General features: G+C 46.5%; 20 protein-coding genes and 1 riboswitch. Of the genes, 12 read left to right on the top strand and 8 right to left on the bottom strand.

Annotation, left to right across the window (positions count from 1 at the left end; genetic code table 11):
* Window positions 1-95 precede the first annotated feature (95 nt).
* Complete coding sequence (gene metC / locus G9F48_RS01555) at window positions 96-1,271, bottom strand: cystathionine beta-lyase (RefSeq protein WP_165408917.1); 1,176 nt, start codon at window positions 1,269-1,271, stop codon at window positions 96-98.
* The gene (locus tag G9F48_RS01550; protein ID WP_052585709.1) at window positions 1,264-2,385 is read right to left on the bottom strand and encodes a methionine biosynthesis PLP-dependent protein; all 1,122 of its coding nucleotides are present in this window, start codon (window positions 2,383-2,385) and stop codon (window positions 1,264-1,266) included. Before G9F48_RS01550 ends, metC begins: the two co-directional genes overlap by 8 nt.
* Before the next feature lie 69 nt (window positions 2,386-2,454).
* Window positions 2,455-2,580: riboswitch (SAM riboswitch) on the bottom strand.
* A gap of 174 nt (window positions 2,581-2,754) precedes the next feature.
* Between G9F48_RS01550 and G9F48_RS01545 the strand changes: the two genes are divergently transcribed.
* From G9F48_RS01545 to G9F48_RS01520, 6 genes are all read left to right on the top strand, one after another.
* Window positions 2,755-3,477 carry an esterase family protein gene (locus G9F48_RS01545; protein ID WP_003154967.1) on the top strand — a complete coding sequence of 241 codons (723 nt, stop codon included), beginning with the start codon at window positions 2,755-2,757 and terminating at the stop codon, window positions 3,475-3,477.
* A gap of 25 nt (window positions 3,478-3,502) precedes the next feature.
* Window positions 3,503-4,018, top strand: a complete 516-nt coding sequence (locus tag G9F48_RS01540) for a YjcG family protein (RefSeq protein ID WP_003154969.1) — start codon at window positions 3,503-3,505, stop codon at window positions 4,016-4,018.
* A 4-nt stretch (window positions 4,019-4,022) separates the two neighbouring features.
* Window positions 4,023-4,445, top strand: a complete 423-nt coding sequence (locus G9F48_RS01535; RefSeq protein WP_165408916.1) for a GNAT family N-acetyltransferase — start codon at window positions 4,023-4,025, stop codon at window positions 4,443-4,445.
* A gap of 169 nt (window positions 4,446-4,614) precedes the next feature.
* On the top strand, window positions 4,615-4,848 hold the full coding sequence (locus G9F48_RS01530; protein ID WP_003154973.1) for an AbrB/MazE/SpoVT family DNA-binding domain-containing protein: 234 nt from the start codon (window positions 4,615-4,617) through the stop codon (window positions 4,846-4,848).
* Window positions 4,849-5,586, top strand: a complete 738-nt coding sequence (locus G9F48_RS01525; protein WP_165408915.1) for an ABC transporter ATP-binding protein — start codon at window positions 4,849-4,851, stop codon at window positions 5,584-5,586.
* Window positions 5,579-6,301 (top strand): ABC transporter permease, encoded by a 723-nt coding sequence (locus tag G9F48_RS01520; RefSeq protein ID WP_165408914.1) that lies wholly within the window; start codon window positions 5,579-5,581, stop codon window positions 6,299-6,301. The genes G9F48_RS01525 and G9F48_RS01520 overlap by 8 nt, the downstream gene beginning before the upstream one ends.
* A 41-nt stretch (window positions 6,302-6,342) precedes the next feature.
* On the opposite strand, the gene bla is transcribed toward G9F48_RS01520, so the two are convergent.
* Window positions 6,343-7,092 carry a subclass B1 metallo-beta-lactamase gene (gene bla / locus G9F48_RS01515; RefSeq protein ID WP_165408913.1) on the bottom strand — a complete coding sequence of 250 codons (750 nt, stop codon included), beginning with the start codon at window positions 7,090-7,092 and terminating at the stop codon, window positions 6,343-6,345.
* Window positions 7,093-7,160: 68 nt separating this feature from the next.
* Window positions 7,161-7,415 carry a hypothetical protein gene (locus G9F48_RS01510; RefSeq protein ID WP_070081642.1) on the bottom strand — a complete coding sequence of 85 codons (255 nt, stop codon included), beginning with the start codon at window positions 7,413-7,415 and terminating at the stop codon, window positions 7,161-7,163.
* Window positions 7,416-7,535: 120 nt separating this feature from the next.
* Between G9F48_RS01510 and G9F48_RS01505 the strand changes: the two genes are divergently transcribed.
* A complete protein-coding gene (locus tag G9F48_RS01505; RefSeq protein WP_165408912.1) occupies window positions 7,536-9,821 on the top strand; it encodes an ATP-dependent helicase in 2,286 nt (761 codons plus the stop codon).
* A 68-nt stretch (window positions 9,822-9,889) separates the two neighbouring features.
* Here G9F48_RS01505 and G9F48_RS01500 read toward each other — a convergent pair whose 3' ends face one another.
* The 4 genes from G9F48_RS01500 to G9F48_RS01485 form a co-directional block, all read right to left on the bottom strand.
* Window positions 9,890-10,144, bottom strand: a complete 255-nt coding sequence (locus G9F48_RS01500; RefSeq protein WP_003154986.1) for a stage VI sporulation protein F — start codon at window positions 10,142-10,144, stop codon at window positions 9,890-9,892.
* Window positions 10,145-10,310: 166 nt separating this feature from the next.
* The gene (locus G9F48_RS01495; RefSeq protein ID WP_007610678.1) at window positions 10,311-10,472 is read right to left on the bottom strand and encodes a YjcZ family sporulation protein; all 162 of its coding nucleotides are present in this window, start codon (window positions 10,470-10,472) and stop codon (window positions 10,311-10,313) included.
* A 91-nt stretch (window positions 10,473-10,563) separates the two neighbouring features.
* Complete coding sequence (locus tag G9F48_RS01490; RefSeq protein ID WP_012117306.1) at window positions 10,564-10,761, bottom strand: hypothetical protein; 198 nt, start codon at window positions 10,759-10,761, stop codon at window positions 10,564-10,566.
* A 286-nt stretch (window positions 10,762-11,047) separates the two neighbouring features.
* Window positions 11,048-11,404 (bottom strand): DUF1360 domain-containing protein, encoded by a 357-nt coding sequence (locus tag G9F48_RS01485; RefSeq protein ID WP_165408911.1) that lies wholly within the window; start codon window positions 11,402-11,404, stop codon window positions 11,048-11,050.
* A gap of 170 nt (window positions 11,405-11,574) precedes the next feature.
* Between G9F48_RS01485 and G9F48_RS01480 the strand changes: the two genes are divergently transcribed.
* From G9F48_RS01480 to cotZ, 5 genes are all read left to right on the top strand, one after another.
* Entirely contained in the window at window positions 11,575-11,961 is a 387-nt protein-coding gene (locus tag G9F48_RS01480; RefSeq protein ID WP_022553545.1) for a spore coat protein, read from the top strand.
* A gap of 37 nt (window positions 11,962-11,998) precedes the next feature.
* Window positions 11,999-12,313, top strand: a complete 315-nt coding sequence (locus G9F48_RS01475) for a spore coat protein (protein ID WP_156735191.1) — start codon at window positions 11,999-12,001, stop codon at window positions 12,311-12,313.
* A 92-nt stretch (window positions 12,314-12,405) separates the two neighbouring features.
* On the top strand, window positions 12,406-12,906 hold the full coding sequence (cotX, locus tag G9F48_RS01470) for a spore coat protein CotX (RefSeq protein WP_014417434.1): 501 nt from the start codon (window positions 12,406-12,408) through the stop codon (window positions 12,904-12,906).
* 150 nt (window positions 12,907-13,056) lie between these two features.
* The gene (locus G9F48_RS01465) at window positions 13,057-13,539 is read left to right on the top strand and encodes a CotY/CotZ family spore coat protein (RefSeq protein ID WP_003154995.1); all 483 of its coding nucleotides are present in this window, start codon (window positions 13,057-13,059) and stop codon (window positions 13,537-13,539) included.
* A 145-nt stretch (window positions 13,540-13,684) separates the two neighbouring features.
* Window positions 13,685-14,128 carry a spore coat protein CotZ gene (gene cotZ, locus G9F48_RS01460; RefSeq protein ID WP_003154997.1) on the top strand — a complete coding sequence of 148 codons (444 nt, stop codon included), beginning with the start codon at window positions 13,685-13,687 and terminating at the stop codon, window positions 14,126-14,128.
* The last annotated feature ends 55 nt before the right edge of the window (window positions 14,129-14,183 follow it).

Below are 14,183 nucleotides of genomic sequence, written 5' to 3'. Positions count from 1 at the left end.
TTATAATTATATATCCTGATTTCTCATTCGTCAACACTTTTTTTATCTAAAATAAAAAAAAGGGCGCGTCGCAAAATTGACGGCGCCCTTTTCGTTTATGATCTCACTTGGGCGGGGGTTATTTTTTTCAATGCCTGTTCGAAGTCCCGTTCTAAATCTTCGGCGTTTTCGACTCCGACGCTCAGGCGCAGAAGGCCGTCTGTGATGCCGCGTTTCTCCCTCTCTGCTTTCGGCATGGCGGCATGCGACATGGCTGCAGGGTATGAGAGAATGGACTCGACGGCGCCGAGGCTGACGGCAAATACCGGAAGCGATACGTTTTCGACCAGCTTTTTGACGGCTTCTTTGCTTTCCAATTCAAAGGACAGGACGGCGCCCGCTCCGCTCGCTTGCCGTTTATGGGTATCGGCTCCCGGGTGTCCGGCAAGGCCGGGATAGTAAACGTTTTTGACGGCGGGGTGCCCGTCAAAAAAGGCAGCCAGCCGTTCAGCCGTCCGGCTCGCTTTTTCCAGTCTGACCTGCAATGTTTTTAAGCCTCTCAATACGAGCCAGCAGTCCTGAACGCCGAGCACCGCTCCAAACGAGTTTTGCAGCTTATACAGCTGATTGCCGAGCTCTTCATCTTTTACGGCAGCAAGACCTGACAGCACGTCACTGTGGCCGCTTAAAAATTTCGTCGCGCTGTGAAGCACGATATCTACACCGAGATCAAGCGGACGCTGCAGAGCAGGCGTCATGAATGTATTGTCAAGGTATGTCAGACAGCCGTGTTCCTTTGCCAGTTTGACGACGCCCTTAATATCCGTGATGCCGAGCGTCGGGTTTGACGGTGTTTCCATATAAATGGCTTTCGTGTTCGGCCGGATGGCGCGGGCGACCGCTTCTGTGTCCGTCATATCGACAAAGGTATGTTCGATTCCGAAACGGGACAGAACCTCAGTCACCATGCGGAATGTTCCGCCGTACACATCCTCCGTGACGAGAACATGGTCGCCTTGGGATAAGAGCAGAAATGCCGTCGAAATCGCCGCCATACCGGAGCTGAAAGCAAAACCTCTCGTTCCGCCTTCAAGACCTGCGATCGTTTCTTCAAGCGCTGTTCTTGTCGGTGTGCCGGAGCGGCTGTAATCATATGTCCCGAATTCTTCAAATGAAGACTGATGGAATGTGGAAGCATGCTGGATCGGCACGCTGACGGCTCCGGTGGCTCCGTCTGTTTTAAATGGATTGTGCACGAGCTGGGTTTCCAGCGTCCAATTGTGATTACTCATATGACACGGCCCCCTCTTTTACTTGCTGTAATGCCTGCTTTACATCCCGCTTCAAATCTTCTGCATGTTCAATGCCCACTGAAAAACGCAGCAGGCGGTTGCAGACGCCGTTTGCGATACGGATGTCTTCCGGAATGTCCATGTGCGTCTGCGTCGCGGGGTATGTAATAAAACTTTCCACCCCGCCGAGACTTTCTGCGAAACAGATCGTTTTCAGCGCCTTTAAAAACGGATTGACCCATTCCTCTTTTTGCAGCCGGAAAGACAGCATCCCGCCTTTTCCGGGATATAACACGTCGGCGATTTCTTCTTCCTGTTCTAAAAATTCTGCAAGTTCACGGGCGTTTTCTTCATGACGGCGCATTCTGAGTCCGAGTGTTTTCATCCCTCTCATTAAAAGCCACGAATCAAACGGCGGGAGAACGGCGCCGATCGCATTTTGGTGATTAAACATGATGTCGCCGAGCTCTTCATCCTTAACGACAGCCAGACCGGCAAGGAGATCATTGTGCCCGGCTAAATATTTTGTGGCGCTGTGAATGACGATGTCCGCTCCCAGTTCAAGCGGGCGCTGGAGCACCGGAGTATAAAACGTATTATCCACAATTAAAAGCAGGCCAGCTTCTTTCGTAATCCGGGCGATTTTTTCAATGTCCGCCTCCTGCATTAACGGGTTTGTCGGCGTTTCAACAAATACCGCTTTCGTGTTTTCCGTTATTTTGGAGCGTAAACAGTCTTCATCGCTGAAATCATCGTAAATAAAGCTCAAGCCGTATTTTCTCCATTCGTTTTCAAACAAACGGTACGTGCCTCCGTATAAATCGGAGGATACAATCAATTCATCCCCGCTTTTAAATAAAGCCATAATGGTTTGAATGGCTGCCATTCCCGAGCTGAAAGCAAATCCTCTCGCACCGTTTTCCAACACGGCGATGGCGTCTTCGACGAGCTGGCGTGTCGGGTTTTTCGTGCGCACGTAATCAAAACCTGTAGATTCTCCTATTCCTCTATGGCGGTAAGCGGTGGACAGATAAATCGGCGGACTGACCGTTCCCGTTGCTTCTTCGCTTCTATTTCCGATTTGGGCTAATTTTGTTTCAACATGCTGCGTCATCAGTAAGCACCATCCTTTTTCAAAAATAAAAAAGCCCCCTCTTCATAAGAAGAAGGAGCTTTTCTCTTCCTCTTATCTTCCAAGCATGTGAATCGCTTGCTGGATTTAGCACCTTGGCACTTTGCCTTCCCGCGGCAAAGCAAACCGGTTGCTGAGGTTTCAAAGGGCCAGTCCCTCCACCTCTCGTGATAAGAATATTGTTTTGTATTTTCTGATTGTTCTATATTAACGCACTATAAAATGGATTTCAACAACTTTTTATTTATCTGAACTCTCGCAAGAAGTGCATCTGAAGAAAGAAATTTCTAATAATTCATGGTACAATAGGAAAAAACCATCAAGACAAGAAGCGGCCTGGAGGAATGCGAAGTGGCATCAAAAAACGGAATCATTCATGAGAAAACACTTTTCTCCCATGAGCTTGAAGAGGAAATGACCGTTTTGGTCTATCTGCCCGCCACCTTCTCCCCCCTGTATAAATATCATACGGTCATCGCTCAGGACGGCCATGATTATTTCAGATTAGGGAGAATCGGGCGTCAGGCGGAAGAGCTTATGTCAAAAGGGGAAATTGACCGCTGCATCATTATCGGCGTCCCTTATAAAAATGTGCGGGAGCGAAGAAACACATACCATCCAGAAGGCTCTAAGTTCGCCTCATATAAGCGGTTTATCGCCAATGAGCTCGTTCCTTTTATCGACAAAGAATACCCGACTTATCAAGTCGGATACGGCCGCACCATGATCGGGGATTCCCTCGGCGGAACCGTTTCGCTCATGACGGCGATTGACTATCCGAACATGTTTGGAAACGTCATCATGCAGTCTCCGTATGTTGACGGGCACGTGCTGGATGCCGTCCGGCAGTCGGAGGATCTCAAACAGATTTCCGTTTATCATCAAATCGGAGAAAAAGAAACCGGCGTCCACACGACGGACGGCCAGGTTCTTGATTTCACCGCGCCGAACGAAGAGCTCAAACAGCTGCTGGAAAGCAAACAGTCTGAATACACGTATGAAACCTTTGACGGGGATCATAAATGGACATACTGGCAGCCGCTCATCACGCCGGCGCTGAAAAAAATGCTGTAACCATTCATTTAAGGAGGGAACTTTCATGAAATACGGTATTGTTTTATTTCCATCAAAAAAATTACAGGATCTCGCCAATTCGTACCGGAAACGCTACGACCCGAGCTACGCGCTCATTCCGCCGCATCTGACGGTAAGAGATCCGTTTGAAGCGACAGAACAGGAAATCGAGCAGGTCGTATCACAGCTGAGACAGACGGCGAAAGAGTCGCATCCGCTCGTTCTGAAAATCACAAAATACAGCTCGTTTTCTCCTGTGAATAATGTGATATATATGAAAGCAGAGCCGACGGAGGAATTAAAATCTCTGAGTGAGAAATGCTACTCAGGAGCATTATCCGGCGAGCCGGAATACAGCTTCGTTCCGCATGTCACGGTCGGCCAGAAGCTGTCGTCAGATGAACATTCCGACGTACTCGGACAGCTGAAAATGCAGGACATTTCCCACGAAGAAGTCATCGACCGTTTTCACCTGCTCTATCAGCTGGATAACGGCTCATGGACTGTGTACGAAACATTTTTATTAGGCGGAGGAGAATAACTGCTTGGAATCCATCATCGCAAAAACTGAAAAACAGCTGAATGACGCTTTTTTCGTCAGAAAAGAGGTCTTTGTTAAAGAACAGCACGTTCCGGAAGAAGAAGAGATTGATCAATTCGAAGACACGTCAGAGCATATAGTCATATATGACGGCGGCCAGCCGGTCGGAGCCGGCAGATGGCGCTTGAAAGACGGGCATGGAAAATTAGAGCGCATCTGCGTAATGAAAAGCCATCGTTCTTTAGGTGTCGGAGCCATCATGATGCAGGCGCTTGAAAAAGCGGCAACAGCCAAGGGCGCCGACAGCTTTATCTTACATGCGCAGACGCAGGCGGTTCCGTTTTACGAAAAACAAGGATACCGCGTCACTTCCGGCGAAGAATTTCTCGATGCGGGCATCCCCCATCTGGAAATGATAAAGGAATAAAAACAATAAAATCAAAAGCACTCCTGTTGATATGGCAGGAGTGCTTTTTTTATGAAAATCATACTATTTCATGAAATTTATTGCATTTTATGGAAGTTTAATGTATGTTTAGTATACTAAGTATTACAATTCATACAAAAAATACAATTCACACAACGGAGGGATACACATGACAGCACCTAAAGGAAAACACATATTCGGGACTGTTAAAGTGGGCACAAAAGGACAGATTGTCATTCCTAAAGAAGCAAGAGATGTTTTCGATATAAATCCGGGGGATTCACTGCTTATGCTTGGGGATGACCAGCAAGGTATCGCACTTGTTAAACAAGAACTCTTTTTCGAGTTTGCAAAAGATATTTTAAACGCTAAGCAAATCGACGCAGATAGCGAGGATGAGTAAATGCACGCGATTGAGCTGAAGCAATTAACGAAACATTATAAAGAAACCGCCGCCGTTGACCGTCTTGAGTTCTCAGTTGAGAAAGGGGAATTTTTCGCTTTACTCGGTGAGAACGGAGCCGGAAAAACGACATTAATCAATATGCTTTGCGGACTCCTTTCTCCGGATGAAGGTGATGCATCAGTGCTTGGCTTCAGCATTTTGACTGATTTGGATAAAATTAAACCGAAAATGAACATGTCCCCGCAGGAAACAGCCATTGCCCCTCATTTAACCGTGCGGGAAAACTTAGAGTTTATAGCCGGAGTCTACGGAATTCCGAAAAAAGAAGCAAAAAAAAGAACAGATGAGATGCTTGAATTGTTTCAATTAAAAGAGAAAGAAAGAGCAAAAACCAAAACCTTATCAGGAGGAATGCAGCGCCGCCTCAGCATCGCAATGGGAATGATTACGAAACCGGATATTTATTTCTTAGATGAGCCGACATTAGGGCTGGACGTCCGTTCACGCCGCGAGTTGTGGAAAAATCTTGAGACATTAAAGGGAGACATGACGATTATTTTAACGACACACTATTTAGAAGAGGCTGAAGCCCTGGCAGACCGTATTTGCATTTTAGAAAATGGGACTCTAAAAGCACTGGGCACAGCGGAGGATCTGAAAAAACAAACACATTCAGCCACATTTGAAGATGCCTTTTTAGCGATTTGTGACGGAGAGGCGGGTCTTTATGCTTGATTTCGCCATTCGCAACCGCAAAGAGATTTTTCGTGACCCCCTGTCTATTATCCTTGGAATCGCACTGCCTGTTATTCTATTGTTTCTGTTTACGGCGATCGAGAAAAATGCGCCGCTTGATACCTTTAAAATTCAGCACTTAGCACCCGGACTCATTGTTTTCGGTTTCGCTTTCCTTACGATGTTCTCTGCATTGCTGATCGCAAAAGACAAACAGACCGCCCTTTTGACCCGTTTGTTTGCTTCCCCTTTAAAAACAGCCGATTATGTTATCGGTTACGCACTGCCGATGCTGCCGTTAGCCATTTTACAAATCATCATTTGTTTTATCGCAGCAGCTGCTGCCGGTTTATCCGCCGAGTGGATGAATCTTCTCGCAGGTATCGCTGTCTTGCTGCCGATTGCGATGATGTCCGTTTTCTTCGGTTTATGTTTGGGGGCTGTGTTTACGGACAAACAAATTTCAGGTATCGGAACGATTTATATTACACTCGTGCAATTTCTGGGCGGGGCTTGGATGGATGTGAGCCTGCTCGGTGAGACGTTCAAACATATCGCTTATGCCCTACCGTTTGTTCACTCGATCGAGCTGGCCCAGGAAGTCATATCCGGAGATTATTCTTCCTTTCATCAGCATATTTGGCCGATAGCGGGATATACCGTTTTGGCGCTTGCACTTGCTTTCCTCAGTTTTAAGAAAATCAGGAAGAGATAAAAAAAGCCGGCACTCCGTAATGGGCGCGCCGGTCTTCTTTTTTACCTTTCTTTCAGAAGGCTTATCGTATGCGGCAGCAGACGGTCATCCCCCGGACTGCCATGGCCCGGAACGACAATGCTGATGTCCTGATATCTTTTCATGACTTTGCGGACGGCGCGCGGCCACTGATCCGGATAAAAGCCCGGAGTCGGTATGATTTCCTTTGTTTCTAAAGCCTCGATTAAGCAACCGCCGAATAAGAGCTTATCCTCAGGCAGCCAGACGATAATATTGTCTTCCGTATGCCCTTTTCCCGGATAAAACGTTTCAATTTTCATATCGCCAAACTGCAGCTTTGTCACGTTTTTCAAATCTCCGAGCGGCCGGTCATATCCCTGCTGCCGGGCGAAGTCGGCGGTCAGCTTCGTGCTGTGCACCTTTACACCGTATTTGTACAGTGTGTTCAGCCCGCCGATGCGATCGACATGGGCGTGTGTCACAATGGCATCGGTCATCCTTTTGCCGGGAAACCGCTGTTTTAGTTGTGTCATTAATTGCTCTGTGAGACTGTCATTCCACGGAGTATCAATCAGTGCGATTCCTTTGGAAGTTTCAAGAAGCAATCCGTTCGCAGGGACGGGACTTCCGTCTGCCGTACCGGTGCTTGTATGCATCCAGACATGCGGCGCCAGCTGTGTAAGAGTGACATCTTTTGCTGCGGAGCTCTCCGCCGCGTGTGCCGGTTTCATTCCGGCAGTAAAGAGGCCGAATAGAAATAACCCCGCAATTAATAATGAAAGCTTTCTCAAATTGAATCATTCCTTTCCGCATCTTTCATATATACGGCTCAAAAAAACCCGGACATTTCCGGGCTTTTTCACACGTATTGATTTATCAACCGGCCTTTTCCCATGATTTGCGGCAGACGGGAAAGAGAGCGCTTACGTTTTTCTTCATGCACTTTCTTTGCTGCGGCTGCGGTGTTTTCCTGGCGGCGCTCCACCTCTCTGTACACCCTGTCATTGGCGAGGGCGGCCGCTTTTGTAATGCCGGCGTAATCAGGCTTATAACCTGCTGCCCGGTTTGCGTATTGAGAATACTGCTGGTTTTGAATCCGTCCTGCATAAATCATATGTACCCCTCCCCTTCGCTTTTTATTTCCCTTAATCTTACTTTTTGAAACGCGGTTCTTTTGTTATGATATTCTTTGTCTATCAAATGGATGAACACCTTTTAATGGGAGGACCCCTTTTTGAAATGCGCCCGACTGAATAACCGAACGATACATTTAAATACATATTCTAGAGAACATTACCAATTCCTTTTTGAAGAAGCTCAGAAGGGAAATATTTTTTGCGCACATTGTGACCAGCCCGTCTTGATGCGGCTTTCGATTTTAGAGCAGCCGGCATTTTATCATCGGCAAAAGGGAGACTTCACCGCCTGTGAAAAAGCATGTGCGGCCGAGGAACCACAAGCGGAGAAAGAAAAAGAAGAGTATAAGGAGGCAGGCATGTTCCGCCTGCCGAAAGGAAAAGCGATTTCAGAGAATCCGAAACCGATCGTCTCAGAATGGAAAAGCCCGAAAAAAGTGCCTGCGGCCGAACCGTTTTCACCAACATCCGAGGCAGTTGATACATCTTTATTCCCCGGCATCGGCCTGAACCGCGAACAGATGCGGGCAGTCACGGAAACGGACGGCCCCCTGCTGGTGCTCGCCGGAGCGGGAAGCGGAAAAACAAGGGTGCTGACAGCCCGCGCCGCCCATATGATTGAACACCTCGGCATTTCACCTGAGAATATGCTGCTTGTGACCTTTACGACAAAAGCCGTCGCCGAAATGAAAGAGCGGATGGCGAATGAGTACGGGCTGGCAGCCGGAAAAGTCTCCCGTCTCGTGACCGGAACATTCCACAGTTTTTTCTATAAAATACTCTATCATTATGATTCTTCAAAATGGAACGGCAGCCAGCTTTTAAAAATGGAGTGGCAAAAAGAGCAATATGTGAAAAAGGCGCTTTATGAAGAAAATTTGGATGAAAAAGAGTTTCCCGTCGACCAGGCGCTACAGCTTATCGGCTGCTGGAAAAACACGTATCTCCCCCATGAGACCATTCCGCTTGCGGACGACTGGGAGAAAAAAGTGTACCGGCTCTACGAACGTTACGAACGGCAGAAGCGGGAAAAACGGCAATTTGATTTTGATGACATGGCCCAAGGCTGTTATGAACTGTTTCAAAGCCGGCCTGATATTCTCGCGCAGTACCAAAACAGATTTTCTCATATTTTGATTGATGAGTTTCAAGATATTAATCCTGTCCAGTACAACATTATGCAAATGATCGCAAGCCCGGAGAATAACCTGTGCTGCGTGGGTGATGACGACCAATCCATTTATGCGTTCCGCGGCAGCAGCCCGTCTTTCATTCTTGATTTTCAAAAGGATTATCCGGCAGCAAAGACCATTTACTTAACGGCAAATTACCGCTCGCCGCATCCGATCGTCTCAAGCGCTCATGCCGTCGTAAAGAAAAATAAAAAACGGTATGAAAAAATACTTTCTGCCGTCAAAGACGGCGTTCACAATCCCGTGATATTTTATCCTTACGATGAAGAAGAAGAAGCGACCATGATCGTTTCGGATATGAAAGAGAAGATTCAAAACGGGGCGAGCCCTGACGATTTCGCCGTGCTTTACCGGACAAACAGCGCCGGACGGGCCATTTATGAAAGACTGCACCAATCATCGATTCCTTATCATGCCGACAGGGGTGTGCAGACGTTCTACAGCCGCAGAATCGTACGCCAGATCCTCGCCTACTTATATGCGAGTCAGAATGAAGATGATACGGATGCGGTGAAAGACCTGCTGCCCGCCTTATTTTTAAAGCAATCCGCCCTGCAAACGTTAAAGGCGCTGTCAATCACGGAAGATTGCACGATGATTAAGGCACTGACGAAACTGCCTGACCTGAAGCCTTTTCAAATAGGGAAGATCAAGCAGATCGTTCCGTTTTTCGCAAGCATCCGGACAATGAAGCCGGTTGAAGCCATCACCTTTGCAGAAAGCAAAATGGGTTTTTCCGAGTATTTAAAAAAACGGGGCAATGAGGGAAACAAACTGGAAAAAGGCTCTGATGATCTCAGGGATGTCAAAGTGGCCGCCAAAAAATTCAAAACCATTCCCGATTTTCTTGCGCATGTCGATCATATGCGCGCCGCTGAGAATCAGAAAACCGATGAAAACGGCGTCGAACTGCTGACCATTCACCGCTCTAAAGGTCTTGAATTCAATACGGTCTATATTTTAGGCGCGGCTGACGGCTCGATCCCCCATGACTTCGCGCTTGAGACGGCGAGACAGGGCGATCCCGCTCCGCTCGAAGAAGAAAGACGGCTCCTGTATGTCGCAATGACAAGGGCCATGCAGCATTTATATGTATCTTGTCCCGCGTACAGGCGGGGAAAAACAGCGCGCAGCTCAAGATTTCTCGAGCCCCTTCTTCGGACGGACAGACGGAGCGCACTCAGGATATAAAGAACCCGGCAGATCACTGCCGGGTTCTTCTCACATAAAAAGGCCTTTTTAGCAAGGCCGTCTGACGCCTATTTATTGTTCAACATTTTAGAAATGGTGCCAAAATCAAGTTTCTCTTTACCGCTTGTAATCGATTGAACGATTTTGTCTTCCAATTCTTTCGGAACACGCTTGTTAGCCAGCTGGGACACCTTCTGAATGACGCCTCTCACCGTGTTTTCATCTTTGAAATTGGCATTTTGCAATGATCCTGCAAGGTTCATGACATCCTTCATGCTGACGCCTGTTTTCTTCTCAATATTTTTGAAAAATTGATTATCCATGGTGTGCCTCCTTTTGTGGAGTAATACGATATTGTATGAATAAAGAGCGGAACATGTGCCCGTAAGACAAGGAAAAAATTCAGAGTGCCCCGTCTCTATACTCCTTCATACATCAGGGAAGCACGGGACTGAACGGTCCCGCGCTTATCCAAGGTCTCGCTAAGGTTTAGCCAAAAAAGGATGCACCGACAATGATCAGAAGGATGAACAATACGACAACAAGAACAAATGTTGAGCCGTATCCGCCTCCGACATAGCCGCCTCCGTATCCGCCGCAGCCGCCATAACCGCCGTAGCCGCCGCCGAATCCGCCATATCCGAATCCCATATCTAAGCACCTCCTTTACTCTCTATACTCTATGTGAGCCGACTTGTTTGGCTTGGATAAATGCATAGGGCCGGTGCGGATTTCATTCATTTTAGTGAGAATGCTCATTTTTCTTCAGTTTTGCTTCTGTTTCGGCGGCAAACACATCTATCCATTCCTCAAAGCGCGATCCCGCTTCATCAAACTCAGACAGCTGTTTTTCAATAGATAAGATATATTTGTCATGCTCCCGCTGGTTTTGATTGTGCCGGCGGTATTTACCATTTATGAATGATTCAAATATATTCATAACATCCCCTCCTTCTATGATCTATGCCGGACAGAGGCCGGCGTTCGGCAAAAAACAAAAAAACCGGAAGTTCCGGTTTTTTAGAAAACGGCTATTTCGGTTTTTTCTTTTGGCCGCAGCCGCAGCCTTTTTTCTTAATTTTTTTTTCGTAAGGCTGATGCACAGTTGATTTGTATGGAGAGTGTTGGGAAGGTTTGCTTGATTGATTCATGGTGATCCTTCCTTTCCTTATGTCATATATGCCAGTTTATGCCGAAAGTGACGGTAAGTTGCTGGTGGAACCGCCTTATTCCTGCAGAAGACGAGAAACCGTAGCTTCAATGATCCCGGCCGCGCCGGCTATGGCTAACAGCAAAATCAGCCATTGCGCGGCCTCGGGGATCACAATCTGCGCCGCAATTAAAAAGGCGGCGCACCATACGCCCGTACACCAATAGCAGCTGAGAAGTTCACCGATAAATGCCCTGATGCCTTTTCCTTTTATGACAATGTAGGTTTCTGTCGTGCCGTCTGGTGCGGTTTCTGTTTTTTCCTCGTGAAAAAGGCTCCGAAGCGGCGCCATAATGGTGTCAAATACGAAAAGCCTGGCCAGCCGGAAAACGGCAAACGATAACAGAATAAATGAAAGCCAATTGATAACCACCTGTTCACTCCTTTTCAAAACTTGACCTCTTTATACATATGCGAAAACCCTGATCTTCATGAATCGCACCTTGTCCGGTAAAAAAATAGGTGCGATTTAGTTGTTTTTCTTATTCCGCTCGGCGTTTCATTTGCATTATATAGAGTATGAATGAGAAAGGAGTGAAGGTTATGTCGTTTGAAGAAAAAGTCGAAACACTGCAACCGCAAATATTCGAACAATTATCCAACGAATTCGAGCAGAAGATCGAAGTGATTGATTGCGAAAATGTCACAATAGATACAACACTTATAACGGCCGCTCTTTCTATACAAGCCTCAGTTACTGCGGCGATTATCCTTGCGACACAGCTCGCGATCGCAGATGAAGACACAGCCGACCAAATGGCAACCGAATTGCTGATCCTCGATGATTGCCAAATAAAAAAGCGAACCCTCATTCAAGTCATTAACAGCCGCAATGTCAAAATCACACTGACAGCAGACGATATCATGGCCTTTGTACAAACTTTGTTTCAATTATTAAATATACTTTTTGCTGAACTAGACATCCTTTAACCTTTCTTTTCAAATATTTAAATAGAGGTGAGAACAAATGGCAGATAACGAAAAATTAAAAAAAGAACTCGAAAGTCTACCAGAAGTGGATCCGCTTTTAAAAGTGCTTGTCAGCAATGTCTTCAAAAAACACGGCGTGACAAAGGATAAAATGCGGGATATCCCTGATGAAGAAAAAGAAATGCTGATCGCATTAGTCAAAGACATGCAGGCGAAATCAGAAGCTTTTCTTGAAAGCCAGAAACAGAAAAAAGAGAAGGAAAAAGCGCAAGAACAGCAGACAAATCCAAAAACCCGCAGAGAACAATTAATCGAACAGCTCCGGCAAAGACGCCAAAATCCCGATCAATAACTAAAAAATAGTGATTTTTATCAGGATAGATGCCTGAGTCAAAGTAAGGGGCCGGCTCATTTAATATTAGTAAAAGAAAAGGAGGAATAGATATGGAAAGCAGACCATACTCTTGGGTTGCACTTGATCCTGAATGCGAACATCCGCGAGAAGAAAAAGAAGAAAAAGAAGGCAGAAGATGCAGTGTTTGCTGTAACGGAAACGGATTCGGCGAAGATAATGCCTTCATCGACCAGGACCTGGCTCAAGCGAATCTCAACAAACAAGTTTCTGAAGAAGCGATTATTATCAGAGACTCTTGTGATATTAACGTAACGTCAACAGACGTTCAGGCAGTCGCTTCAGTCATGACAGCTCTTAATGCAGCAGTCGTAACGGCCACTCTCACTTCAATCGCTGACGGAGTCATCGCTGAATTGGTCGCACAAGACTTATTGCAGCTAACAGCTAACAAACAAATCAACCGTCAAAAACTGCTCATCGAAAACTCCCGCGGCGTAAACGTGACAACAGTAGATGCCGATATCGCAGTGTTGATCTCAACAGCGACAAATACACTGGTTGCCATCTTAGTCATCACCCTGATCCTCTAAAAAGAAAAAGCAGAGCTAAAAATGCTCTGCTTTTTCTTATTTTCTCCGCATATGATGAATATATAGACGTTCACCCACACCAAGTGAGGCTCGCGTACATATGTTGTTAAAGACAAAAGTCAAATACCCTAAAAGAAGGAGCTGAAATCCATGAGCTGCGGAAAACACCATGGCCGAGATGAAAGTTGTGTATGCGATGCAGTCGAGAAGATTTTAGCAGAACAAGAGGCTGTTGAAGAACAATGCCCGACTGGATGCTATACCAATCTGTTAAGCCCGACGGTTACCGGTAAAGATACCATCCCGTTTCTCTTGTTTGATAAAAAAGGCGGTTTGTTCTCCACATTCGGGAACGTCGGAGGATTTGCGGATGACAGCCAGTGCTTCGAGTCTATTTTCTTCCGGGCAGAAAGAGTTTGTGATTGCTGCGCAACGCTTTCAGTATTGCGCCCCGTAGATGTGCACGGCGACACCCTCAGCGTCTGCCATCCTTGTGACCCGGATTTCTTCGGTTTAGAAAAAACAGATTTTTGCATTGAAGTTGATCTGAGCTGCTTCAGCGCCATTCAATGCCTTTCACCGGAGCTTGTTGACCGGCCTGAGCCGCACAAAGAGAAAAAGCATCACGGATAGTCATTGATTCGCATCTTTCCTAAAGAAGAATCCCCTTCCAACCTTCTATTACAGATGCAATCATCAGCCCGCCCGGACTTCCGGGCGGCTGACTCTCCGATATCGTTTAATCCGGTATATAAAACGTGAAGTCAGGAGGGATATTATGAGCAAGCATACAACATACTGTGTGCGTGAAGCGGTAGAAAATATTGAAGACCTGCAAAATGCGGTCGAGGAAGATTGCCCGGCCGGATGCTATTCCAACCTTTTATCGCCGGGTTTTTCATTAGGCGATACAGTGCCGTTTGTGCTTTTCACTTCTAAATCATCACCGTTTACCGCATTCGGAAATGTCGGCGAGCTGGATAACGGTCCGTGCTTTAACACCGTTTTTTTCAGAGTTGAAAGGGTCTGTGACGGCTGTGCCACATTAAGCCTGCTTATTGCTTTTGACGAGCATAAGCACATTCTTGATTTTACAGATAAAGACTCTCTCTGCGATGTATTCCGTTTAGAAAAAACGAACTATTGCGTTGAAGTCGATCTCCATAGCTTCTGCGCCATCAATTGCCTGAACCCGAGACTGATCAACCGCACACATTCTTAAATCAAAAAGCATAAAAATAAGCTGCCGGATTAAAGAATTCAGGCAGCTTTTTGTA

The organism is Bacillus sp. EKM420B (genome assembly GCF_011065565.1).
Taxonomy (GTDB): domain Bacteria; phylum Bacillota; class Bacilli; order Bacillales; family Bacillaceae; genus Bacillus; species Bacillus velezensis.
This window is presented reverse-complemented; position numbering and strand designations above follow the sequence as displayed.